The following is a 23110-nucleotide window of genomic DNA, read 5'->3' on the forward strand; positions in this document are numbered from 1 at the left end:
GAAAGGGTCACGCTCGGCGTTCCGATGAATGGTTTGCTATTGAAAACATAGCTTTTGGGGCGGATGGGTGTTGCGGAGGGGGCTGATCCGGTGCTGTGGTCAGCACAGCGCCAGCGCCTCCAGGCAACGCCTGCGGTGCGCGACGCCGGTGTCGGGGTGGATTTCCACGCCCGGCAGGCGCAGTCCATATTCCAGCCCCAGCCGGTCGGCCTGCAGCACCCAGGCCGCAAGGCGCGAAATGCGTGCCTCATGGTCGGGCAGCGTGGCGCGCGCCAGGTCCAGCCACAGCTCCTGCCGCTGGGCCTGTTGCGCATCCCGGCTGACCAGGTCATCCGTGCCCGTGCCCAAGGTCTTGGCCGCCTTCTTCCAGACCACCAGCTTCAAAGGGTCGCCGCGCCGGTAGGCGCGCACACCGTCGAACTCGCCGATGCCCTGGGTCGGCGTGCTGCCGGAGCCGCCCGCGCGCGGCTCCCCCGCAGGCAGGGGTGGGGCGGGTGTTTCCGGCATGGGGTAGACCAGCACCTGGGCGGCGGGGCGCCAGTATGTCCACACCCGGAAGGTGCCCAGCGGAAACCGGGTCTCGGCGGTGAGGGTGGGCACACGGTGCAGACCCCGGCGCTCTGGCTTGAAGGCCACCTGCACGCTGGCCTGCCCCTGCGCCGGCACGTCCGTCCAGGCCCAGTGGTGCGGCTCCTTGCCCGTGCCGTGCACCGACAGCGCAATGCCGTAGCGGGGCGTCTTGCGCTCGCTGGACACCTGGATGTCGAACGCCGTGCTGGTGCCCATGAAATGCGGATCCGGCGCTTTCAGGTGCAGCGTGAGGCCGCGCAGGTTGGCGTGACAGATGTGCATGCCGATCACCGCGCTGCCTGCGAGCAGAAACGTCAGCAGATAGCCCAGGTTGAGCTGGTAGTTGATGGAGGCGATGAGCAGGACGATCAGCGTCAGCGCCAGCATCCAGCCCGCTCCGGTGGGCAGGATGTACACATTGCGCTGGGTGAGGGTCAGCGTGTCGTTCAGCGGCAACCGGCCCTGCCACCAGTGCTGAAAGCGCCGGCGCAGCGGGGCCAGGGGGCTCAGCCGGGCCGCCAGGGCGCGCCAGCGCGCCAGGGGCGATGGGGGGAGCGATGCGGCGGAGTCCATGGGTCAGGGCAGGGGAACGGCTTCCACCATGGCCCGCACCTGCTCCACCGCCCCGCGCCCCGCATCCCCCACGGGCACCAGGCGGTGGGCGATCGTCTGCGGCAGCACGGCCTGTACGTCGTCGGGGGCCACGTAGTCGCGCCCGCTGATGAGCGCCTGGGCCTTGGCGGCGCGCACCAGGGCAATGCCCGCGCGTGGCGACAGGCCCTGCAAGAACCAGCGGCCCGAGCGGGTGGCGGCGATCAGGTCCTGCACATAATTCAGCAGCGGGTCGGCGGTGTGCACAGCCACGACCTGGCGCTGCAGTTCGGCCAGCTCTTCGTCGGACAGCAGCGGCAGCATGGTGTCCACCATGTCGCGGCGGTCGGCGCCCGCCAGCAGCACGCGTTCGGCCGCGCGGTCGGGGTAGCCGATGGAGATGCGCATCAGAAAGCGGTCGAGCTGCGACTCGGGCAGCGCGAAGGTACCCAGCTGGTCATGCGGGTTCTGCGTGGCGATGACGAAGAACGGGTGGGGCAGGGCGCGCGTCTCGCCCTCGACCGACACCTGCTTTTCTTCCATGGCCTCGAGCAGCGCGCTCTGGGTCTTGGGGCTGGCGCGGTTGATCTCGTCGGCCAGCAGCACCTGGGCAAACACCGGGCCGGGGTGGAACACGAAGGACTCCTTGCCCCGCTCGTACACCGACACCCCGGTCAGGTCGCTGGGCATGAGGTCGGCCGTGAACTGAACGCGGGAAAACTGCAGGCCGAAGGTGCGTGACAGCGCATGCGCCAGCGTGGTCTTGCCCACCCCGGGCACGTCTTCGATGAGCAGGTGCCCGCCCGCCAGCAGGCAGGCCACGCAGTCCTGTACCTGGGCCTGTTTGCCCACGATCACCGTGTTAAGCTGATCCAGTAAGGATTTGATCTTGTGCTGTGCATTCATAGCGCGACGTTATCCGAAAAACACCAAAAATTGCGATACGCGGGGACAAGACTGTGAGCAAGACGGGCTATTTCACCCACCGGGACTGTTGGAAGCACGAGATGGGCCCGGGCCACCCTGAATGCCCCGAACGGCTGGATGCCATCGAAGACCGCTTGCTGGTCACCGGTGTGGGCGATGCGCTGGAGCGCTACGACGCCCCTGAGGCGTCGCTCGCCGATATCGAACTGGCCCACGGCCGCATGCACATTGCCGCGTTGCGAGGACTGTCCGACCGGCTCAACGAAGAGCTGATGGCGGGCGGCCCCCATTACGCGCAGATCGACACCGATACCTCCATCAACGCCCACACCTGGAAGGCCTCGCTGCGTGCCGCCGGTGCGGCGCTGGCCGCGACCGATGCGGTGATGGCCGGGGAGATCGAGAACGCGTTCTGCTCGGTGCGCCCGCCCGGCCACCACGCATGCCGCGACAAGGCCATGGGATTTTGTTTCTTCAACAACGTGGCGGTGGCGGCCAAGTACGCGCTGCAGCGCTACAACCTGCAGCGGGTGGCGGTGGTGGACTTCGACGTGCACCACGGCAACGGCACCGAGGACATCCTGGCCGGCGACCCGCGTGCGCTGATGGTCAGCATCTTCCAGCACCCTTTCTACCCCTACAGCGGCGACCAGGATCCGGCGCCCAACATGGTCAACGTGCCCGTGCCGGCGTACACCCGCGGCATGGACATCCGCGAGATCATCGAGATGATGTGGATGCCCCGGCTGGAGGCCTTCAAGCCCGAGATGATCTTTGTGAGCGCGGGCTTCGACGGCCACCGCGAGGATGACATGGGCCAGCTGGGCCTGACCGAGCAGGACTACGCCTGGATCACCCAGCGGGTGAAGGATGTGGCGCGCAGGTTCTCCAAGGGGCGGATCGTGTCGTGCCTGGAAGGCGGCTATGTGATGGGGCCGCTCGCGCGCAGCGTGGAGGCGCATCTGCGGGTCCTTGCGGATCTTTAGGGATGCTCTGCACGAATCAAGCGGAAAGTGGGCGCTGCGGATCGGGAGGGGCTGCAAGGCGCAAAACACAGCAATAGCTGGAGCTATTGCGAGTATTTGCAACGCTGCAGACTGCCCGAGCCCGCAGATGCCCACGACGCGCTGATTCGTGCAGAGCATCCCTGGCTCCCCCTGAGCCGCCTGCGGCGTCTTCCCCCTGAGGGGGACGCCACCCGTGGCCTGGCGGAGCCAGTTCCACGGTGGCGCTGGCATGGCAGCGTGCTTGGTTTGACGCTCGCTGTCTATGAATAGAAAAGATATGACGACCTTGAACTCTGAACAATTGCTGCTGGTCACCCGCGATGCGCGCGGCGTGGTCACCCTGACCCTGAACGACCCTGCGCGCTTCAACGCGCTGGGCACCGAGATGCTGTCCGCGCTGCAGCAGGCGCTGGACGCTGCGGGCCGCGACGAGTCCGTGCGGGTGGTGGTGCTGGCCGCAGCGGGCAGGGCCTTCTGCGCGGGCCACAACTTGAAGGACATGGCGGCGAACCCCGAGCCCGCCTACTACCAGAAGCTGTTTGCCCAGTGCAGCCGCATGATGCTCACCATCCACAAGCTGCCCGTGCCGGTGATTGCGCGCGTGCAGGGCATGGCCACCGCTGCGGGCTGCCAGCTGGTGGCGCAGTGCGACCTGGCCGTGGCGGCCGACACCGCCAGCTTTGCGACCAGCGGCATCCACTACGGTCTGTTCTGCGCCACGCCCAGCGTGCCGCTGGTGCGCAATGTGCCGGCCAAGCGGGCGATGGAGATGCTGCTGACGGGTGACTTCATCGACGCGCCCACGGCGTTGGCCCAGGGGCTGGTCAACCGCGTCGCACCGGCCGAAGCGCTGGAGGCCGAGGTGGAAAAGCTGGTGCAGTCGATCGTGAACAAGCCCCGCGTGGCGGTGGCCATGGGCAAGGCGCTGGTGTACCGGCAGCGCGAACTGGGCATGGACGCTGCCTACCAGTTGGCGGGCCAGGCCATGGCCACGAACATGATGGACGCCGCTGCGCAGGAAGGCGCGCGCGCCTTTGCCGACAAGCGCCAGCCTGCATGGAAACAATGAACGCCATGGCTGCCGACCCGACCTTGATGCTCGACGACCTGGGGCGCTGGGCCGAAGCCTTTGTGCGGCCCACGGTATTGGTGGAACTGGCCGCGCTGGTGGCCTGTGTGGGCCTGGCCTGGTGGCTGGTCACGCTGCTGCAGCGCGGGCTGCACCACGGGGACTCCCGATCGATCCTGTTCGGTGCCCGCGTCATCGACGGCGCGCTGTTCCCATTGGCGCTGCTGAGCCTGGCCTACGTGGCCCGCACCTCGCTGATGCACTGGATGCCGCTGGCGGTGTTCCGCGTGGCGATCCCGGTGCTGGTGTCATTGGTGGTGATCCGCATCGGCGTGAAGGTGCTGCAGGCCGCGTACCCGGACGCCGCCTGGGTGCGGCCCATCGAGCGGTCGATCTCGTGGCTGGCGTGGCTGGGGATGGTGCTGTGGGTCACGGGCCTGCTGCCGATGGTGCTGGAGGAGCTGGACCAGATCCACTGGAAGGTGGGTGGCTCCAACCTGTCGGTGCGCACCCTCATCGAAGGAGCGCTCACCGCAGGCGCCGTGCTGCTGATCGCGCTGTGGATATCGGCCGCCATCGAGGCGCGCCTGCTGCGCGCGGCCACGGGCGCCGAGCTGTCGCTGCGCAAGGCGGTGAGCAATGCGGTGCGGGCCCTGCTGATTTTCGTGGGCCTGATCATGGCGCTTTCGGCCGTGGGCATCGATCTGACGGCGCTGTCGGTGCTGGGCGGGGCCATCGGCGTGGGGCTGGGCTTCGGCCTGCAAAAACTCGCGTCCAACTACGTGAGTGGCTTCGTGATCCTGGCCGAACGCAGCATGCGCATCGGCGACAACGTGCGCGTGGACAATTTTGAAGGCCGCATCACCGACATCAGGGCGCGCTACACCGTGGTGCGCTCGTCCACGGGCCGGGAGTCGATCGTGCCCAACGAGATGCTGATCATCCAACGGGTGGAGAACCTGTCGCTGGCCGACACCCGGGTGTGGCTCTCCACGGTGGTCAGCGTGGCGTACGAGACCGATGTCGAGCTGGTCACCGGCCTGCTGGCCGAGGCGGCACTGGCCAGCAGCCGCGTGCTGCGCGACCCCGCGCCCAGCGTGGCCTTGTCGGCGTTCGGGGCCGATGGCCTGGAGTTCACCGTGGGCTTCTGGATCGCCGACCCGGAGAACGGCTCGCTCGGCCTGCGGTCCGAGATCAACCGCGCCATCCTCAAGGCTTTGCGCGCCCACCAGATCGAAATCCCTTACCCCCAGCGGGTCATGCATGTGCAGGTCGATGGGGCACTGCCTGCGGCTCTGGCGCCGGCGGCTGCGCCTGCCACGCCGTCAAATGCGGCGCCGTAGGCCCTGACGCAGACCCCGGTTGCCGCATGCGACAGCCAGACTGGACAAGTGGCCGCTGCAGTCGCCTATAATCCGTAAAAAGCACGATCGTTCTTTTTTCTGATCCTGCACGCTGTGTCCCGGCTCCGTAGCACTCTCGCTGCAGCGCGGCATAGAATGTTCTAGTTTACGTAAACGTCAATTCAACCAACTCTAGGAGCCGCAGCAATGAAGGTCTTGGTCCCTGTCAAGCGCGTGGTGGACTACAACGTGAAGGTCCGCGTCAAATCGGACAACACGGGTGTGGACATCGCCAACGTGAAGATGAGCATGAACCCCTTTGACGAGATCGCCGTCGAAGAGGCCGTGCGCCTGAAAGAAAAGGGCTTGGTGACCGAAGTCATCGCTGTGTCCTGCGGCGTGGCCCAGTGCCAGGAAACCCTGCGCACCGCCATGGCCATCGGCGCCGACCGCGCCATCCTGGTCGAGACCGATGCCGAGCTGCAGCCCCTGGCCGTGGCCAAGCTGCTCAAGGCCCTGGTCGACAAGGAACAGCCCGGCCTCATCATCCTGGGCAAGCAGGCCATCGACGACGATGCCAACCAGACCGGCCAGATGCTGGCGGCCCTGGCCGACCTGCCGCAAGCCACGTTCGCCAGCAAGGTCGAACTGTCGGCCGACAAGGTCAGCGTGACCCGTGAAGTCGATGGCGGCGCTGAGACGCTGTCGCTCACACTGCCAGCGGTCATTACCACCGACCTGCGCCTGAACGAGCCCCGCTACGTCACCTTGCCCAACATCATGAAGGCCAAGAAGAAGCAGCTCGATACCGTCAAGCCCGAAGACCTCGGTGTGGACGTGGCGCCGCGCCTGAAGACACTGAAGGTGACCGAGCCGGCCAAGCGCGGCGCAGGCGTCAAGGTGGCTGACGTGGCCGCCCTGGTCGACAAGCTCAAGAACGAAGCAAAAGTCATCTAAGGAGAACAAGAAATGACCGTACTCGTTATTGCTGAACACGACAACGCGACCATCAAGGGCGCAACCCTCAACACCGTGACCGCCGCTGTGGCGTGTGGCGGCGACGTGCACGTGCTGGTGGCCGGCCACAACGCAGGCGCCGCCGCAGCCGCTGCGGGCCAGATCGCCGGCGTTGCCAAGGTCATCCATGCCGATGCCCCGGGCCTGGAGCACGGCCTGGCAGAAAACGTGGCCGCCCAGGTGCTGGCCATCGCGTCGAGCTACAGCCACATCCTGTTCGCGTCCACCGCCAGCGGCAAGAACGTGGCACCCCGCGTGGCCGCCAAGCTCGATGTCGCGCAGATCAGCGACATCACCAAGGTCGTCGCCGCCGACACCTTCGAGCGCCCCATCTACGCCGGCAACGCCGTCGCCACGGTGCAAAGCGCCGACAGCGTGAAGGTCATCACCGTGCGCACTACGGGCTTTGACGCAGCGGCCGCCACCGGTGGCTCCGCCGCGGTGGAAACCGCAGCTGCAACCGCCGACGCCGGCAAGAGCACCTTCCTGGGCAGCGAGATCGCCAAGAACGACCGCCCCGAGCTGACCGCCGCCAAGATCATCGTCTCCGGTGGCCGCGCGCTGGGCAGCAAGGAAAAGTTCGACGAAGTCATCACGCCCCTGGCCGACAAGCTGGGCGCGGCCATCGGCGCATCGCGCGCCGCGGTGGATGCGGGCTACGCACCGAACGACCTGCAAGTGGGCCAGACGGGCAAGATCGTCGCGCCGCAGCTGTATGTGGCTGCCGGCATCTCGGGGGCGATCCAGCATTTGGCCGGCATGAAGGACTCCAAGGTGATCGTCGCGATCAACAAGGACCCGGAAGCGCCGATCTTCAGCGTGGCCGACTACGGCCTGGAGGCCGACCTGTTCACGGCTGTGCCTGAATTGGTCAAGGCGCTCTGAGCACGCCGCTGGCCCGCAAAAAGGCATCGCTTGCGGTGCCTTTTTTTTGAGTTTTTTCCGCTATCTCGGAGACTTTCATGAGTTACATCGCCCCCGTCAAGGACATGCTGTTCGCCATCGAGCACCTGGCCCGCATTGAACAGATCGCGCAGATTCCCGGTTTTGAAGACGCGGGGCTCGACACCGCGCAGGCCGTGCTGGAAGAATGCGCCAAGTTCAACGAGGGCGTGCTGGCGCCATTGAACTTCGAGGGCGACAAGAACCCGTCGAGCTGGAAAGACGGCGTGGTCACCACCACCCCCGGTTTCAAGGGCGCGTTCCGCCAGTACGCCGAGGGCGGCTGGCAGGGCCTGCAGCACCCGGCCGACTTCGGCGGCCAGGGCCTGCCCAAGACCATCGGCGCGGCCTGCATCGAGATGACCAACAGCGCCAACATGAGCTTTGCGCTGTGCCCATTGCTGACCGACGGCGCCATCGAGGCGCTGCTCACGGCCGGCAGCGACGAGCTCAAGGCCACCTACCTTGAAAAGCTGGTGACCGGCGAGTGGACCGGCACCATGAACCTGACCGAACCCCAGGCGGGCTCGGACCTGGCCCTGGTGCGCACACGCGCTGAGCCCCAAGCCGATGGCAGCTACAAGGTCTTTGGCACCAAGATCTTCATCACCTACGGCGAACACGACATGGCCGAGAACATCGTCCACCTGGTGCTGGCACGGGTGGCGGGCGCGCCCGAAGGCGTGAAGGGCATCAGCCTGTTCGTGGTGCCCAAATTCATGGTCAACCAGGACGGCACGCTGGGCGCGCGCAACGACGCGCACTGCGTGAGCATCGAGCACAAGCTGGGCATCAAGGCATCGCCCACGGCGGTGCTGCAGTTCGGCGACCACGGCGGTGCGGTGGGCTACCTGGTCGGCGAGGAAAACCGCGGCCTCGAATACATGTTCATCATGATGAACGCCGCCCGCTACGCGGTGGGCATGCAGGGCATCGCGATCTCCGAGCGTGCGTACCAGAAGGCCGTGCAGTACGCCAAGGACCGCGTGCAGAGCCGCCCGGTGGACGGCTCCATGGCCGCCAGCGCCCCCATCATTCACCACCCCGATGTGAAGCGCATGCTCATGACCATGCGCGCCACGGTGGAAGGCTGCCGCGCCATGGCCACCGTGGCGGCGGCCGCGTTCGACGCCGCGCACCACCACCCGGATGCCGACACGCGCAAGCAGAACCAGGCGTTCTACGAATTCATGGTGCCGCTGGTCAAGGGCTACAGCACCGAGACCAGCCTGGAAGTGACCAGCCTGGGCGTGCAGGTGCATGGTGGCATGGGCTTCATCGAAGAAACCGGCGCCGCGCAGTACTACCGCGACGCCAAGATCCTGACCATCTACGAAGGCACCACCGCCATCCAGGCCAACGACCTCGCGGGCCGCAAGACCGCGCGCGATGGCGGCCAGGTGGCCAAGGGCATTGCCGCGCAGATCGAGACCACCGAAGGCGAGCTGCTGGCCAGCGGCACCCCGGCCGCCCTGGCCGTGGCCAAGCGCCTCACGGCGGCGCGCAAGGCGCTGCTCGACGTGATCGACTTCGTGGCGGGCGGCACCAAGACCCAGCCCAACGCCGTGTTCGCGGGCAGCGTGCCCTACCTCATGCTGGCAGGCAACGTCGTGGCGGGCTGGCAGCTGGCGCGCAGCCTGCTGGTGGCCCAGGAGCTGTTGCACAAGGGACAGGACGCCGCGTTCATGCAGGCAAAAATCACGACAGCGCAGTTCTACGCCGAGCACATCCTGGTCAAGGCACCCGGCCTGCGCGACAGCATTGTCGAAGGTGCGGCCAGCGTGACGGAACTGGCGCTCGACGCGTTCTGATCGGCACCGGCCCACCCGGGCCCTGCCGTCGATGGTGAGGAGACTCGCCTTGGGTGATGACTCAAGGCGATTGCTATAAAAATAATAGCTGCTAGCGCTTGTCTATCAAGCGGTAGGGGCTGTTTTGAATCAAATTCTTTGTCCTGGAAGTCGCTGCCATGTCCACACTGCCTCCTGTTTTGCAGAACCTCTCGCTCCCCGTCATCGGGTCGCCGCTGTTCATCATCAGCAACCCCAAGCTCGTGATCGAGCAGTGCAAGGCGGGTGTCGTGGGTTCCATGCCCGCGCTCAATGCGCGCCCGGCCGAGTTGCTCGACGAATGGCTGGCCGAGATCACCGAGACGCTGGCCGCCTACAACAAGGCGAATCCGGACAAACCCGCTGCGCCCTTCGCCATCAACCAGATCGTGCACAAGAGCAATGACCGGCTCGACCACGACATGCAGGTCTGTGCCAAGTACAAGGTGCCGATCATCATCACCAGCCTGGGCGCCCGCGAGGACGTGAACCAGGCCGTGCACGCCTGGGGTGGCGTGGTGCTGCACGACATCATCAACAACAAGTTCGCGCACAAGGCCATCGAGAAGGGCGCCGACGGCCTGATCGCCGTGGCGGCCGGTGCGGGCGGCCATGCGGGCGTGAAGAGTCCGTTCGCGCTGATCCAGGAAATCCGCCAGTGGTTCGACGGCCCCGTCGCGCTCAGCGGCTCCATCGCCAGCGGTGATGCGGTGCTGGCCGCGCAGGCCATGGGCGCGGATTTCGGCTACATCGGCTCGGCCTTCATCGCCACGCACGAGGCGCGGGCCAGCGACGAGTACAAGCAGGCCATCGTGGCCGGCAACTCCGACGACATCGTCTACAGCAACCTCTTCACCGGCGTGCACGGCAACTACCTGGCGCCGTCCATCCGCGCGGCTGGCATGGACCCCGACAACCTGCCCGAGTCCGACCCCAGCAAGATGAACTTCGGCGGCGACGCCAAGAAGGCATGGAAGGACATCTGGGGCTGCGGCCAGGGCATTGGTGCCATCGACGCCGTGACCAGCACCGCCGACCTGGTGGCTCGCCTGCGCACCGAGTACCAGGCCGCCCGCGCCCGCCTCAAGCTCTGAGTTCTGCATCCCTGCTGGCCGGCTCTGGGGTCGGCCTGTTGATCTCTGTCTTGCGCCCGCAGCGTGTCACGCGCTGCGGGCGTTGTCGTTCGCGCCACGCCCTGGCAGGAGGTGTGTGGGCCGGTCGCGACAGGGCAAACCCCCAATAGACGGCGCTGCGTGGCGTGGTGAATGATGATGATAAATAACCAGATCAGCGCAGCATGCTGCAGCGCTGGTCGTCATCGCCGTGAGGGGACATGCCATGCTTCGTTCGTGTTTGCTGGGGCTGTTGCTGGCCTTGGGTGCCAGCCAGGGCGCGCACGCCCGCAATGAGGGCGTGACGAACGACGAGATCCGCCTGGGCGCCTCGGCCGTGCTCTCCGGTCCCCTGGGCCCGCAGACGGCGCAATACGGCGAAGGCTCGCGGCTGATGTTCGACGCCGTGAACGCGCAGGGCGGCGTGCATGGCCGCATGATCCGCTACACCACGCTGGACGACGCCTTCGACACCGCCAAGGCCGTGGAGAACACGCGCCAGCTGCTGGAGACCGACAAGGTCTTCATGATCTACAACAGCACCGGTACGGCGCAGACCGCTGCCATCCTGCCGCTGATCAAGGAGCACCGCACGCTGCTGTTCGGCCCGGTCACGGGGGCATCCGCGTTCCGTGAGACGCTGAACCCGCTGGTCTTTCACGTGCGCGCAGGTTACGCCAGCGAGGCCACCAAGATCGTGTCCCAACTGCGCCAGCAGGGCATCAGCCGCGTGGCGGTTTTCTACCAGGACGACGGCCTGGGCAAGACGCTGCTGGCCGAGCTGAAAAAAGCCTCTGACGAAGAAAAGCTCGCCTTCGCCGCCGAGATCAAGGTCGACCCCAAGCAACCCGACTTCGCGGCCGCCGCGCAGGCCACCGAGAAGGCGCAGCCCCAGGCCGTCATCGTGGCCACGGCGGGCACCACGTTCACCAGCTTCGTCAAGGCCGTGCAGGGCACGGCGGCGAGGCCGGCGTACTACGGATTTTCGGTGGCCAGCATGGACGTGATCCAGCGCGAGCTCAAGGACAAGGCGCGCGGCATCATCCTGGCGCAGATCATGCCGTCGCTGCGCAACACCACCGTGCTGGTGGTGGCCGAGTACCTGGCCCTGCTGCGCGCCAAGTCGCCCAACGCCCAGCCGTCGGCCTCGCAGTTCGAGGGCTTCGTGCACGCCCGGCTGCTGGTGGAGGGCCTGCGCCGCACCGGCCGCAACCTGACCACCGAGTCGTTCACCAAGACCATGGAAGACGCGGGCGAGATCTCGTTCGGGCGCTTCAACGTGAAGTACTCGCCCAGGAGCCACAACGGGTCTACCTATGTGGAGCTGGCCATCGTGGATGCGGAGGGGAGTTTGCGGTATTGAGCAGGTGCAAATGGTTAGGTGTTGGGTGGGTTGAGCGGATCGTCAGACGGAGCAACTTCTGCACCCCCACCGCCGTTCGGGCTGAGCCTGTCGAAGCCTTGCGCAGCACTTCGACAAGTTCAGCCCGAACTGTCTTGGTGGTGTGCGGCCTGCATCGCTGACCCTTCACAACCCATACGTCAGTTCCCGCGCCTTGCCCCAGAACACCCGGTACATGAACACCGTGTACACGATGATCGCCGGCAGCGTGATGGCCATGCCGATGCCGATCACGACCAGCGACTCCGGTGCGCTGGCAGCGTCCCACACCGTGAGGCGGTCGATCACGATGTACGGGTAGATGCTGTAAGCCAGGCCCAGGAACGCCAGCATGAAGATCAGCACCGTGGCCACGAACACGATCCAGCCGTAGCCTGCCTGCACCACGCGCGGCGTGCCCAGCACGTGGCGGATGGCGAAGAACGCCGCCACGCACGCCAGCGGAATCGGCAGCAGCGCGAACAGCTCGGGCAGCACGAACCATTTGGCGAACACCGTGTGGCTGACCAGCGGTGTGGCCAGCGAGATGCCCAGCAGCGCCAGGCCCATGGGCCACAGCACGCGCTGGCCCCACTTGGCGGCCTTGGTCTGCAGGTCGCCATCGGTCTTCATCAGCAGCCAGCCCACGCCCAGCATGGCGTACGCCGCTGGCAGCGTGAGCGCGATGCCCGCCGAGAACAGCAGGCCCCAGGCGTCGTTCTGGAAACCGGTGACGTACGCGCCCAGCATCCAGCCCTGCGCCAGCGTGGTGACCAGCGACCCACCGGCAAACAGCTTGTTCCAGGTGGCCTTGTGCGCATCGCGGGCCTTGACCCGAAAGTCGAACGCCACGCCGCGCAGGGTCAGCCCCAGCAGCATGGCGGCCACGGGCAGGTACAGCGCCGACAGCACCACGCTGTGCGCCATCGGAAAGCAGATCAGCAGCACGCCCACGCCCAGCACGAGCCAGGTTTCGTTGGCGTCCCAGAAGGGACCGATGCTGGAGACCATCACATCCTTTTCGGCATCGGTGGCCAGGGGCAGCAGGATGCCCACGCCCAGGTCGTAGCCGTCCAGGATCACGTAGGCCAGCAGCGCCAGCCCCATGACGGCCATGAACACCAGGGGCAGCGTATGGGCCAAGGTCATTTCCATGGTGTTCTCCTTAAGCGGCAGGGGGTGTGGGCAGCGGCGCCTGCGCCGGCGGCGGCACGGCCGGTACGGGCATGGCCGGGTGCTCGGACATGTACTTGATCACGCCGATGTAGGCCACGAGCAGCAGCACATAGACCGTGAGGTAGGCCGCCAGCGTGGTCGCCACCATGCCCGGCGGGTGCGTGGCCACGGCGTCCGCGGTCTTGAACAGGCCGTAGACCAGGTACGGCTGGCGGCCGATCTCCGTCACGTACCAGCCGGCCAGCGTGGCCACCCAGCCCGAGAATGTCATGCCCACCAGCGTGAACAGCAGCACGCGGGGCAGGGCGGCGGTTGCCTGCCTGCGGCGGCGGTACAGCACCCAGGCGCTGGCCCACGCCACCGCCAGCATGAGCATGCCCATGCCCACCATCACGCGGAAGGCCCAGAACACCGGTGCCACCGGCGGGTGAGCACCCGGAAACTCGTTCAGCCCCTTGAGCTCGGCGTCGATGTCGTGTGCCAGGATCAGGCTGGCGGCCTTGGGGATCTGCAGCGCGTAGTCGGTGCGGCCTTCCTTTTCGTTGGGCAGGCCGAACAGCGTGAGGGGCGCGCCTTTCTCGGTGTGCCAGATGCCCTCGATGGCCGCGATCTTGGCGGGCTGGTGCTGCAGCGTGTTCAGGCCGTGCATGTCGCCCATGAGGATCTGCAGCGGGATGGCGATGGCCACGGCCGTGACCGCGGTGCGCAGCGCCTTGCGCGTGCCCTCGTTGGCCGCCCCTTTGATCAACTGCCACGCGCTGACGCCTGCGATGAGGAAGCCCGCCGTCAGTGCCGAGGCCAGCAGCTTGTGCCCCAGGCGGTAGGGGAACGAGGGGTTGAACACGATGGCGAGCCAGTCCACCGCGTGGAACTTGCCGTCGATGATCTCGTAGCCTTGCGGTGTCTGCATCCAGGAGTTCAGGCTCAAGATCCAGAACGCCGACAGCGTGGTGCCGAACGCCACCATCAGCGTGGCGACCAGGTGCACCCGCTCGGACACGCGGCCCCGGCCGAACAGCATGATCCCGAGGAAGGTGGCCTCCAGGAAGAAGGCCGTGAGCACCTCGTAGCCCAGCAGCGGCCCGGCGATGTTGCCCACGTGCTCCATGAAGCCCGGCCAGTTGGTGCCGAACTGAAAGCTCATCGTGATGCCCGAGACCACGCCCAGCGCGAAGGTGAGCGCGAACACCTTGGTCCACAGGTAATAGGCCTGCTCCCAGCCCTTGGCCGCCGGCGTGCCGCGCGTGGCGGTGTACCGCAGGCGAAAGAACACCAGGAACCAGCACAGCGCGATGGTGATGGTCGGGAACAGGATGTGAAAGCTGATGTTGGCCGCGAACTGGATGCGCGACAGCATGAAGGTGTCCATGGCCTCAGGCCCCCTTGTTGTCCTTGGCCGGCGAGCCCTTGCCCGTCAGCCGGTCCTTGAACTCCAGCACCCGGGTCACCGCAGTGCCCATGCCCATGAGCTGCATCGCGGTCTCGGGCGCCAGGCGCTGCACGTCGTCGAACCAGGTCATGAGCCGGTCGATGAGCTCGTGCATCTCGCGCATGCGCTCCTGGGCGTGGCGCTCCGCGTCGGTCCCGGGGTCTTCGAGCAGCGCCATGCGCAGCATCGACAGCGTGGGCTCGATCTCGCGGCGGCGGCGCTCCTCGGCCAGCACGCGGAAGATCTCCCACACGTCCTTGGGCGCCTCGAAATACTCGCGCCGGTCGCCGGGCTGGTGGCTGAGCTTGACCAGGCGCCAGGCCTGCAGCTCTTTCAAGCCCATGCTCACATTGGAGCGCGAGAACTCCAGCGTCTCGGCTATCTCGTCGGCATTGAGCGGGCGGGGCGACAGGAAGATGAGCGCATACATCTGCCCCACCGTGCGGTTGATGCCCCATCGGCTGCCCATCTCGCCGAAGTGGGCGACGAACTGGCGGTTGAGGGGGGGCAGATGGCTGATGTACGTCATGGCCATGCATTGTGCCCGTAATTTCTGAATTTTCAGTATTTACTGAAAATTCAGAATATGCTGGAGTTGCGTGCGGGGTTATCGGTGGTCCCTGTGCGATGGGGTGTGCGGGTGGGCTGCAGACACCTAGGTGACGAGCATTTGTACTGCGTCAGGAGACAATAGAAGGTTTTTGGCCTGTGCACTTGTCGGTGCGGGGCCTGCGGCACCTTTACCCTGCGCCCTCCAAACACCATGTCTCCACCCACATCCCGCACGCCAGTCATCGATATGGCCAAAGGCCTGGCGTGCATCGCCATCGTGTGGCACCACCTCGCGTTCTACGGGCCGATGTCGGACATCGCCCAGCCCCTGGCCCCCGCACTCATCGCCTGGCTGTACGACTACGGCCGCATGGCGGTGCAGGTGTTTCTGGTGCTGGGCGGCTATCTGGCTGCCGCCAGCCTGGCGCCGCAGGGTGTGCCGCGTTTTGACCACGCGGGCCACGCCATCGCCAAACGCTTCGTGCGGCTGGTGGTGCCTTATGCGGTGGCGCTGCTGCTGACGGTGATCGTCGCCGCGCTGGTACGGCCCGGCCTGGACCACGCCTCCGTGCCGGACGAACCGACGCTGGCGCAGCTGCTGGCCAATGCGCTGCTGCTGCAGGACATCGTGGGCGAGAGTGCCTTGTCGGCTGGCGTCTGGTACGTGGCCATCGACTTTCAGCTGTTCGCCCTGAGTGTGCTGGTGTGGGCCGGCGCGCGCGCGTTTCCGGGCGCCCGGGCACAGCAGCATGCGGCGCTGCTGGCCAAGAGCGCCATCGTGGCCGGCATGGCGGCGTCGCTGTGGGTTCTGAACCGCATGCCCGAGCTCGACATGTGGGCGGTGTACTTCTTTGGCTCTTACGGTCTGGGCATGCTGGCCTACTGGGCGGTGCAGGCGCCGCGTGCGCAGGGCTGGGTGGCCCTGATGGTGGTGCTGGGGGGCGTTGCCCTGGCCATCGACCACCGTGGCCGCATCCTGGTGGCGCTGGCCACTGCGTTGTGCCTGGTGGCCGCCTTGCGCTCCGACAGCGTTCGGTCGTGGCGGGGCGTGGCGCCGCTGGTGCAACTGGGGCAAATGTCGTACTCGGTGTTCCTGGTGCACTTTGCGGTGTGCCTGCTGGTCAATGCGGTGATCAGCCGCCTGTGGCCGGAGTCGCCGGTGCTCAATGCCCTGGGCATGCTGCTCGCGTTCGCGCTGTCGCTGGCCGCGGGCCGGCAGCTGTATCTGCATGTGGAGCGCCATGTCCCTTCGTGGACCACGGCCCTGCGCTGGCAGGTGGGGCTGGTGGGGGCGGGCATGCTGGTGGCGGTGTCCAGCAACTGGGCCTAGCGCGGGGCGTGGCCCCTCAGGCGGGCGGCAGGCGTTCCCGGCGCTTGCGTTGCCGGTCCAGAAACCAGGCCATGAAGGGCAGGATCAGCATCGATCCGGGAATGACCCAGATGAAAAGATAGGGGCTCACGGACGAGGCCGAGCGCATCACGTCGCGCAGGTGCGTGCGCTCGTCGGCCGTCCAGTTGCCCTGGCGGCGCTGCTGCACCAGCCACACCACCGATCCCCGCATCGTCGCCATCTCGCGTTTTAGACGGCTCTTCTCGCGGCTGTTGCCGGCCAGGAACGAGCAGAACCACTCGGGCGCGCGCTCAATGCGGCGCTGGAATGCGAGGGTCGAGTCCGGATCGAACGCGTCGATGGACGGGGGCGTGTCCGGAGGGCGCGGCGTGGGCCGTGTAGGTGGCGGCGCGGGCGGCCGGGGCTGCTGGGGCGGCGTGGTCATGGCGGGTGCCATTGTCACTGCTCGCACGGCAAGCGCCAAGCCGGGTGTGGCGCCGGCGCCCGGGGGCGGGGCACCATCCGCGCAGCCGCGGTGCCTCAGCGGTGCAGTTCGCCAGCGCTTTCGGGCTGGTACAGCAGGTCCTTCACCCGCACCGTCATGGACTTGCCGCCGGGGCCCGGCCAGGCCAGTTCGTCGCCCACCGACAGGCCCAGCAAGGCACTGCCCACGGGGGCGAAGATCGACAGCCGGTCGGCGCTGCCATCGGTATCGCGCGGGTAGACCAGCGTCAGGCAGAACTCCTTGCCTGTCTCCAGGATGGAGAACTGCACGGTGGAGTTCATGGTCACCACGTTCGGCGGCATGTCTTCGGGCGCCACCACGTCCGCCCGGTCAAGCTCTGCCTGCAGCTCGGCCTTGCCCGGAAAGACGCTGGCCGGAATCACGGCCAGCAAGGCCTCGATGCGGTCAACGTCGAGCGACGACAGGATGATCTGGGGCTTGCGCGCCATGGCGGTACCTCTGGGGTTGTGGCAAAGCGCGGGACTGTAGACCATCCGCAATCTCGCACTGCCGCGCGCGGACATTCAGCGACCGCGCGCAACGCAGCGCACACCGTCAATCGCCCGTGATGTTGCGCGCCTTGATCAGCGCACCAAAGCGCGTGCTGTCGATGGCGGCGCGGGCATTGAAGTCGGCCGGCGACATGGGCGCGGGCACTCCGCCCAGCGCGTGGATGCGCTCCTTCACCGCCGGCGTGGCCAGCACCTTGTTGATCTCGCGGTTCAGCCGACTCACCACGTCGGGCGGTGTGCCTGCAGGGGCGTAGAAGCCGAACCACGTGTCGGCATCGAAGCCCTTGAGGCCCACCTCTTCCAGCGTCGGCACATCGGGGAACAGCGGTGAACGCCGGGAGCTGCCCACGGCCAGCAGCTTGAGCTTGCCCGCCTTCACATGCTGCAGTCCGATGCCCGGGTCGAACATGAAGTCCACCTGCCCGCCCAGCAGGTCCTGCATGGCGGGGGCGGCGCCGCGGTACGGCACGTGCACCGCGAACACGTTGGCCTGGGCCTTGAGCATCTCGGCGGCCAGGTGCGGCGAGCTGCCGTTGCCCGGCGTGCCGAAGCTCAGCTTGCCCGGATTGGCCTTGATGTACTTCATGAACTCCTCGATGTTGTTCACCGGCAGTGTGGGCCGAACCTCGAGGAACACCAGCACCCGCGCGGCGGCGGCCACGGGCACCAGGTCCTTGGTCGGGTCGAACGGCATCTTGGGGTACAGGTGCGGGTTGACCGACACCATGCCGCCCGAGCTCATGAGCAGCGTATAGCCGTCTGCCGGCGACTTGGCCACGGCCTCGCCGCCGATGTTGCCGCCAGCGCCGCCGCGGTTCTCGACCACGACGGGCTGGCCGAGGGCCGCCTGCAGCGGCACCGTCACCGCGCGGGCGATCTGGTCCGCGGCGCCGCCCGCCGGGAAGTTCACGATGACCTTGATCGGCTTTGCCGGCCAGGTCTCGGCCAGTGCCGTGGCGGGCAGCAGCAGGCCCGCTGCGGTGCCGGCCAGTGCCAGCGTGCCCAGCAGCCGGCGGGTGGTGCGAAGGGGAAAGGAATGCATGTTTGTCTCCGGTGGGTGCCCAGGTGTTCCGGGTCTTGTGCGAGGTATCCAGAAAGCCGCACGGTTTATGCCGTGCCGGGGTGGGTGTCGTCAGGCCACGTCCACCTCCACGAGGATCGGGCGGGGATGGGACAGGGCTTGCCGCAGCGCATGCGCCAACTGGGCCGCATCGCTCACGCGCACGGCGTCGCAGCCCTGTCCCCGTGCCAACGCGAGGAAGTCCAGGTCGGGCAGGTCGGTGCCTTCGAGCTTGTCGTTTTCGTGGAAGCCGAAGGTGGGTGCGAATTCCTGCAGCGCTGCATAGCGCCGGTTCTTCAGGATGATGAAGGTGATGGGGAGTTTGAGTTGCGCCGCGCTCCACAGCGCCTGGATGGAGTACATCGCCGAGCCGTCGCCGATGAGCCCGATGACCTTGCGGTCGGGCTTTGCCAGCGCCACGCCAACCGCGGCTGGCAGGCCGTAGCCCAGGCCGCCGCTGCACATGGTGTAGAAGGTTTCGCTCTGCAGGATGGGCAGGTGGGCATGCATGGCGGCGCGGGAGCTGGGCGCCTCTTCCACGACGATGGAGGCTGCATGGCGCACCTCGGCCAGGGTCTGCATCACGTAGGGCACGCTCATCAGCGCGCCCGGTGCCGACGGCTCGGAACGCGGGCGGGCTGCGCGGTGCGGGGGCAGGGCACGCGCTGCGGGGGCGGGCCGTGCCAGCAGGTCCTGCACGCCCAGGCGCACGCTGCCCACGGCCGAGGTGCCCTCGGGCGTCCAGGCGGCGGTGCCCGGGTCGTCGATGAGCTGCACCAGTTGCGCGCCCGGCGGCACGTGGGGTCCAAAACCTTCCACGTGGTACGTGAAGGCCGCAGCACCGAGCGCAAACACCAGGTCGTGTCCGCCCAGCAGCGCCACGATCTTCTCGCGCATGGCGGGCAGCACGCCTGTAAACAGGCGGTGGTCTTGCGGAAAGCCGCAGCGGCCGGACATGGGTGCGATCCACACGGCGGCGTTGTGCCGCTCGGCCAGGGCCAGCACATCGTCCCAGGCGCGGTCGCGGTCCACGGCGGCGCCGACCACGAAGACCGGGCGCTGCGCGGCGTCGAGTGCGTCGCCGATGGCCTGCAGCACGCGCGGCTCGGGGCGCGTCTCGGTGCTCACGGTGCGCGCCTGCAGCGGCTCGCAGGGCTTGTCCCAGTCGTCCGCAGGAATGGACACCAGCACCGGCCCGCGCGGCTGCTGCATCGCGATGTAGTAGGCCCGCGCGATGGCCAAGGGCACGTCTTCGGCACGGGCGGGCTCGATGCTCCACTTCACATAGGGCTTGGGCAGCTCGGTGGCCTGGCCCGAAAACAGGAACGGGTCGAACGGCAGGATGGACCGCGCCTGCTGCCCGGCTGTGATGACCATGGGCGTGCGGTTCTTGTGCGCCGTGAAGATGTTGCCCATGGCGTGGCCCACGCCAGCGGCGGAGTGCAGGTTCACGAAGGCTGCGTTGTGCGTGGCCTGGGCATAACCGTCGGCCATGCCCACCACCACCGATTCCTGCAGGCCCAGGATGTAGCGGAAGTCCGCAGGGAAGTCGAGGAACAGAGGCAGCTCGGTCGAGCCCGGGTTGCCGAAGATGGTGTCGATGCGAAGGCCGCGCAGCAGGTCGAGCACGGCCTCGCGCACGGTGGGGAGCAAGTTTTCTGAAGGCATCCCCCGATCTTCTGCGTGCATTGTTCATCCATCAATACAATGAAGTGACTAAGCGGTATTCATCCAATGCATATCAAGGACATCGACCTCAACCTGCTGCGCCTGTTCGATGCCGTCTACCGCACGCGCAACGTCAGCCGCGCTGCCGAGCTGCTGGACCTGACGCAGCCTGCGGCCAGCCAGGCGCTGACGCGCCTGCGCCTGCTGATCAAGGACCCGCTGTTCGTGCGCGCAGGCGGCGGCGTGGAGCCCACGCCCAAGGCCGACCGGCTGGCCGATGCGGTGCGCAGCGCGCTCGGCCTGCTGGAGGAAGCCCTCAACGAGTCCGCGCTGTTCAACCCCCACGAATCGCGCAAGGTGTTCCGCATCCACATGAGCGACATCGGCGAAGGCCGCTTTCTGCCGGACCTGATGGTGGCGCTGCGGCGGGAGGCTCCCGGTGTGCGGCTGGAGACGCTGCCCGTGCCACGCAGCGAGATCGCGCAGCGGCTGGACAGCGGCCGCATCGACTTTGCGTTTGGCTTCTTGCCCACGGTGAAGGACACGCAGCGCGTGCAGCTCATCAAGGATCGCTACGTGGTGCTGCTGCGCGCGGGCCACCCCTTTGCGGCACGCAGGCGCAGCGGGCCGGCCTTGCTCAAGGATTTGCGGCAACTGGAGTTCGTGGGCGTGCGCACGCATTCGGACACGCTGCGCATCCTGGAGATGCTGCAGCTGCAAGACCGGCTGCGGCTGACCACCGAGCACTTCATGGTGCTGCCTGCCATCGTGCGGGCGACCGACCTTGCGGTGGTCATGCCGCGCAACATCGCGCGCACCTTTGCTGCCGACGGGGGCTACGCCCTCATCGAGCCGCCCTTTCCTCTGCGCGACTTCACCGTGTCGCTGCATTGGAGCCGCCGGTTCGAAAGCGACCCTGGCAACCAGTGGCTGCGCGGACAGATCGAGACCCTCTTCAGGGAATAGGTTGGCAGGGCGATCCGGTGGCCGGTGGTTTTGCGGGCCTTGAGTGCCTGGGCACATCACTGCGTGCAGGGTGCTTCGAATAACTGTATATTTGTACAGTTATGACGCTGAAACCCGACTTCGACCCCGACCTGCCCGAGGGACCGGTGGAGGTGCGCGTCCCCATCCAGGCCATTCGCGGCCGGGGTGCCGCCACCGCCATGCCGCACCGGTTCACGCGCGATGTGCGGGAGGTGGCGGACGATGGCTGGGGGCCTATCGGCGAGAGCGGCGAAGGGTGGGGAGACGACGGGGAGGGCGGCGCATCGGCACCCTCCACCACCGTGCACCTGGAGACCGCGCGCAGCGCCATCTGCGCCAACGACTCGCCCGACATATTTTTCGAGTTGTCGGTGAACCCCTACCGGGGCTGCGAGCATGGCTGCATCTACTGCTACGCGCGGCCCACGCACAGCTACCTCAACTTTTCGCCCGGCCTCGATTTCGAGACCCAGATCGTGGCCAAGCAGAACATTGCCGAGGTGCTGCGCCACGAGCTGGCGCAGCCGCGCTATGTGCCGCGCCTGCTCAACATCGGCTCGGCCACCGACTGCTACCAGCCCGTGGAGCGCGAGCTCAAGCTCACCCGCAGCCTGATCGAAGTCATGCGGGATGCGCGCCACCCGTTCTCGCTGATCACCAAGTCGAGTGGTGTGGAGCGTGACCTGGACCTGCTCGCGCCGCTGGCCGCGCAGCAGCTCACGGCCGTGTACGTGACCATCACCACGCTGGACCCCGTGCTGGCCCGCCGCATGGAGCCCCGCGCTGCCGCGCCCCACCGACGCCTGCGCACCCTGCGCACGCTGGCCGAGGCCGGCATCCCGGTGGGCGTGAGCGTGGCCCCGCAGATCCCGTTCATCACCGAGGACATGGAGCAGGTGCTGGAAGCAGCGCGCGATGCCGGCGCACAGAGCGCGTTCTACACAGTGCTGCGCCTGCCCTGGGAGCTTGACGCCGTCTTTCGGGAGTGGCTGGAAGTGCATTACCCGCAGCGCGCGGCGCGGGTGATGGCGCGTGTGCAGGACCTGCACAGCATCGACCCCACCCAGCGCAGTGCGGGCAAGAGCTACGACAGCAACTTTGCGACCCGCATGAAGGGCAGCGGGCTCTGGGCGGATTTGTTGCGCCAGCGTTTTGCGGGCGCGTGCCGGCGGCTGGGGCTCAACCGCGCACGGGTCGAGCTGGACCTGTCGCAGTTCAGGCCTGGACTGGCGCGGGGGCAGGGCAGTCTGTTCTGAGGCTGCGCATGCACGGCCACGGGATGCGGGCCGAGTTTGCGGTGCGGGTGGATGCGGTTCGCCCTCTGCCCGGCTCGAACCGCCAAGGGGGTGGCGAAAAAATGTGCCGATGGCACGATGCAGTGCTACAGGGCCCGCGTTGTGTTGCACGGCTGCCCGCGCCCCGTGTGCCGCGCGCCGCGCCCCGTTCCCGTGTCCCGTGTCCCGTGTCCCGTGTCCCGTGTCCCTGTCCCTGTCCCTGTCCCCTGTGGGCGCCAAGACCTCAGGGCAGCGCCCGCACTGCGTTGGGCTGGCTACGCAACCACCCACACCTTGCGGACGGTTTGCACGGTGCGCCACGTCCCGGTGTAGCCCGGCTTCATGATGAAACAGTCCCCTGCCCGGAACGTGATCGGTGCGTAGCCATCTTCGGTGATTTCTGCCTCGCCGGAGAGGATGTAGCAGAACTCCCAGGTCTCGCCCTTGATGGAGCGGTTGGTGCCGGGCGTGGACTCGAACACACCGGCGCGCACGGTGCCTTCCTTGGCGCTGTCCACATCCCAGTTGCGCACGACGATGTCCCCGTCGATCACGCGGTCAGCCGGCGGGCGGTACTCACGGGGCTCGCCCAGGTCGTGCAAGTTGAAGGTGACGAGATGGCGTGTCATGGGAAGACCTTTGGTTTGAGGGGTAGAGGCTGGTGACAAGGGGCGCAGGGGCAGTGACTGGGATGCCTGTGCAGCTGCATCAGCGGGTGCCATCCCATGAAAGCTCGGTCGGCATCAACAACCGGGCGGCTGGCTGCTGTGCATCGACGCTGTCGGTAGTGGTCTGGATTTGTGGGGTGGTGGGGGAATCCGTGTGGGCC

The 23110-nt window shown here is 67.1% G+C and carries 21 protein-coding genes; 11 read left to right on the top strand and 10 right to left on the bottom strand.

Annotated features, from left to right (window positions below):
• Positions 1–99: 99 nt before the first annotated feature.
• Positions 100–1143, bottom strand: a complete 1044-nt coding sequence (locus ACIGHN_RS07840; protein WP_056417004.1) for a DUF58 domain-containing protein — start codon at positions 1141–1143, stop codon at positions 100–102.
• Positions 1144–1146: 3 nt separating this feature from the next.
• A complete protein-coding gene (locus ACIGHN_RS07845) occupies positions 1147–2067 on the bottom strand; it encodes a MoxR family ATPase (protein WP_056417005.1) in 921 nt (306 codons plus the stop codon).
• Positions 2068–2120: 53 nt separating this feature from the next.
• Here ACIGHN_RS07845 and ACIGHN_RS07850 point away from each other — a divergent pair, with 53 nt between their 5' ends.
• The 8 genes from ACIGHN_RS07850 to ACIGHN_RS07885 all read left to right on the top strand — a co-directional run bounded on the left by ACIGHN_RS07850 (position 2121) and on the right by ACIGHN_RS07885 (position 11770).
• The gene (locus tag ACIGHN_RS07850; protein ID WP_396503942.1) at positions 2121–3074 is read left to right on the top strand and encodes a histone deacetylase family protein; all 954 of its coding nucleotides are present in this window, start codon (positions 2121–2123) and stop codon (positions 3072–3074) included.
• Between the two features lie 298 nt (positions 3075–3372).
• Entirely contained in the window at positions 3373–4164 is a 792-nt protein-coding gene (locus tag ACIGHN_RS07855) for an enoyl-CoA hydratase (RefSeq protein ID WP_396503943.1), read from the top strand.
• Complete coding sequence (locus ACIGHN_RS07860) at positions 4161–5507, top strand: mechanosensitive ion channel family protein (RefSeq protein WP_396504134.1); 1347 nt, start codon at positions 4161–4163, stop codon at positions 5505–5507. Before ACIGHN_RS07855 ends, ACIGHN_RS07860 begins: the two co-directional genes overlap by 4 nt.
• A gap of 207 nt (positions 5508–5714) precedes the next feature.
• Complete coding sequence (locus ACIGHN_RS07865; protein WP_396503944.1) at positions 5715–6464, top strand: electron transfer flavoprotein subunit beta/FixA family protein; 750 nt, start codon at positions 5715–5717, stop codon at positions 6462–6464.
• Positions 6465–6476: 12 nt separating this feature from the next.
• Complete coding sequence (locus ACIGHN_RS07870) at positions 6477–7409, top strand: electron transfer flavoprotein subunit alpha/FixB family protein (protein ID WP_056170308.1); 933 nt, start codon at positions 6477–6479, stop codon at positions 7407–7409.
• Between the two features lie 77 nt (positions 7410–7486).
• Entirely contained in the window at positions 7487–9277 is a 1791-nt protein-coding gene (locus ACIGHN_RS07875; RefSeq protein WP_396503945.1) for an acyl-CoA dehydrogenase, read from the top strand.
• Between the two features lie 158 nt (positions 9278–9435).
• Complete coding sequence (locus ACIGHN_RS07880; protein WP_396503946.1) at positions 9436–10389, top strand: NAD(P)H-dependent flavin oxidoreductase; 954 nt, start codon at positions 9436–9438, stop codon at positions 10387–10389.
• Positions 10390–10633: 244 nt separating this feature from the next.
• Positions 10634–11770, top strand: coding sequence for an ABC transporter substrate-binding protein (locus tag ACIGHN_RS07885; RefSeq protein WP_396503947.1), 1137 nt, complete (start codon positions 10634–10636; stop codon positions 11768–11770).
• A gap of 165 nt (positions 11771–11935) precedes the next feature.
• Here ACIGHN_RS07885 and ACIGHN_RS07890 read toward each other — a convergent pair whose 3' ends face one another.
• Genes ACIGHN_RS07890 through ACIGHN_RS07900 form a run of 3 tightly spaced genes read right to left on the bottom strand, consistent with a single transcriptional unit; the run spans position 11936 to position 14922 of the window.
• Positions 11936–12937, bottom strand: a complete 1002-nt coding sequence (locus ACIGHN_RS07890) for a cytochrome d ubiquinol oxidase subunit II (protein WP_396504135.1) — start codon at positions 12935–12937, stop codon at positions 11936–11938.
• Positions 12938–12953: 16 nt separating this feature from the next.
• Positions 12954–14333, bottom strand: coding sequence for a cytochrome ubiquinol oxidase subunit I (locus tag ACIGHN_RS07895; protein ID WP_396503948.1), 1380 nt, complete (start codon positions 14331–14333; stop codon positions 12954–12956).
• 4 nt (positions 14334–14337) lie between these two features.
• Positions 14338–14922, bottom strand: coding sequence for a GbsR/MarR family transcriptional regulator (locus tag ACIGHN_RS07900; protein WP_056419244.1), 585 nt, complete (start codon positions 14920–14922; stop codon positions 14338–14340).
• A 234-nt stretch (positions 14923–15156) separates the two neighbouring features.
• Here ACIGHN_RS07900 and ACIGHN_RS07905 point away from each other — a divergent pair, with 234 nt between their 5' ends.
• Complete coding sequence (locus ACIGHN_RS07905) at positions 15157–16275, top strand: acyltransferase (RefSeq protein WP_056419085.1); 1119 nt, start codon at positions 15157–15159, stop codon at positions 16273–16275.
• A gap of 16 nt (positions 16276–16291) precedes the next feature.
• Here the strand turns inward: ACIGHN_RS07905 and ACIGHN_RS07910 are convergent, their stop codons facing one another.
• The 4 genes from ACIGHN_RS07910 to mdlC form a co-directional block, all read right to left on the bottom strand.
• Positions 16292–16720 (bottom strand): hypothetical protein, encoded by a 429-nt coding sequence (locus ACIGHN_RS07910; protein ID WP_396503949.1) that lies wholly within the window; start codon positions 16718–16720, stop codon positions 16292–16294.
• A 95-nt stretch (positions 16721–16815) separates the two neighbouring features.
• Positions 16816–17229 (bottom strand): nucleoside diphosphate kinase regulator, encoded by a 414-nt coding sequence (rnk, locus tag ACIGHN_RS07915; protein WP_056419082.1) that lies wholly within the window; start codon positions 17227–17229, stop codon positions 16816–16818.
• Between the two features lie 106 nt (positions 17230–17335).
• Positions 17336–18334, bottom strand: a complete 999-nt coding sequence (locus tag ACIGHN_RS07920; RefSeq protein ID WP_056419078.1) for a tripartite tricarboxylate transporter substrate binding protein — start codon at positions 18332–18334, stop codon at positions 17336–17338.
• 90 nt (positions 18335–18424) lie between these two features.
• The gene (gene mdlC, locus ACIGHN_RS07925) at positions 18425–20020 is read right to left on the bottom strand and encodes a benzoylformate decarboxylase (protein ID WP_156370816.1); all 1596 of its coding nucleotides are present in this window, start codon (positions 20018–20020) and stop codon (positions 18425–18427) included.
• 66 nt (positions 20021–20086) lie between these two features.
• Here mdlC and ACIGHN_RS07930 point away from each other — a divergent pair, with 66 nt between their 5' ends.
• Together ACIGHN_RS07930 and ACIGHN_RS07935 are read left to right on the top strand one after the other, a co-directional pair.
• Positions 20087–20986 (top strand): LysR family transcriptional regulator, encoded by a 900-nt coding sequence (locus tag ACIGHN_RS07930; protein ID WP_200912445.1) that lies wholly within the window; start codon positions 20087–20089, stop codon positions 20984–20986.
• A 101-nt stretch (positions 20987–21087) separates the two neighbouring features.
• A complete protein-coding gene (locus ACIGHN_RS07935; protein WP_056419070.1) occupies positions 21088–22263 on the top strand; it encodes a PA0069 family radical SAM protein in 1176 nt (391 codons plus the stop codon).
• Between the two features lie 293 nt (positions 22264–22556).
• Here ACIGHN_RS07935 and ACIGHN_RS07940 read toward each other — a convergent pair whose 3' ends face one another.
• A complete protein-coding gene (locus ACIGHN_RS07940; protein WP_056419067.1) occupies positions 22557–22910 on the bottom strand; it encodes a cupin domain-containing protein in 354 nt (117 codons plus the stop codon).
• Positions 22911–23110 lie beyond the last annotated feature (200 nt).

This window comes from Acidovorax sp. NPDC077693 (assembly GCF_044542805.1).
Taxonomy (GTDB): Bacteria; Pseudomonadota; Gammaproteobacteria; order Burkholderiales; family Burkholderiaceae_C; genus Acidovorax.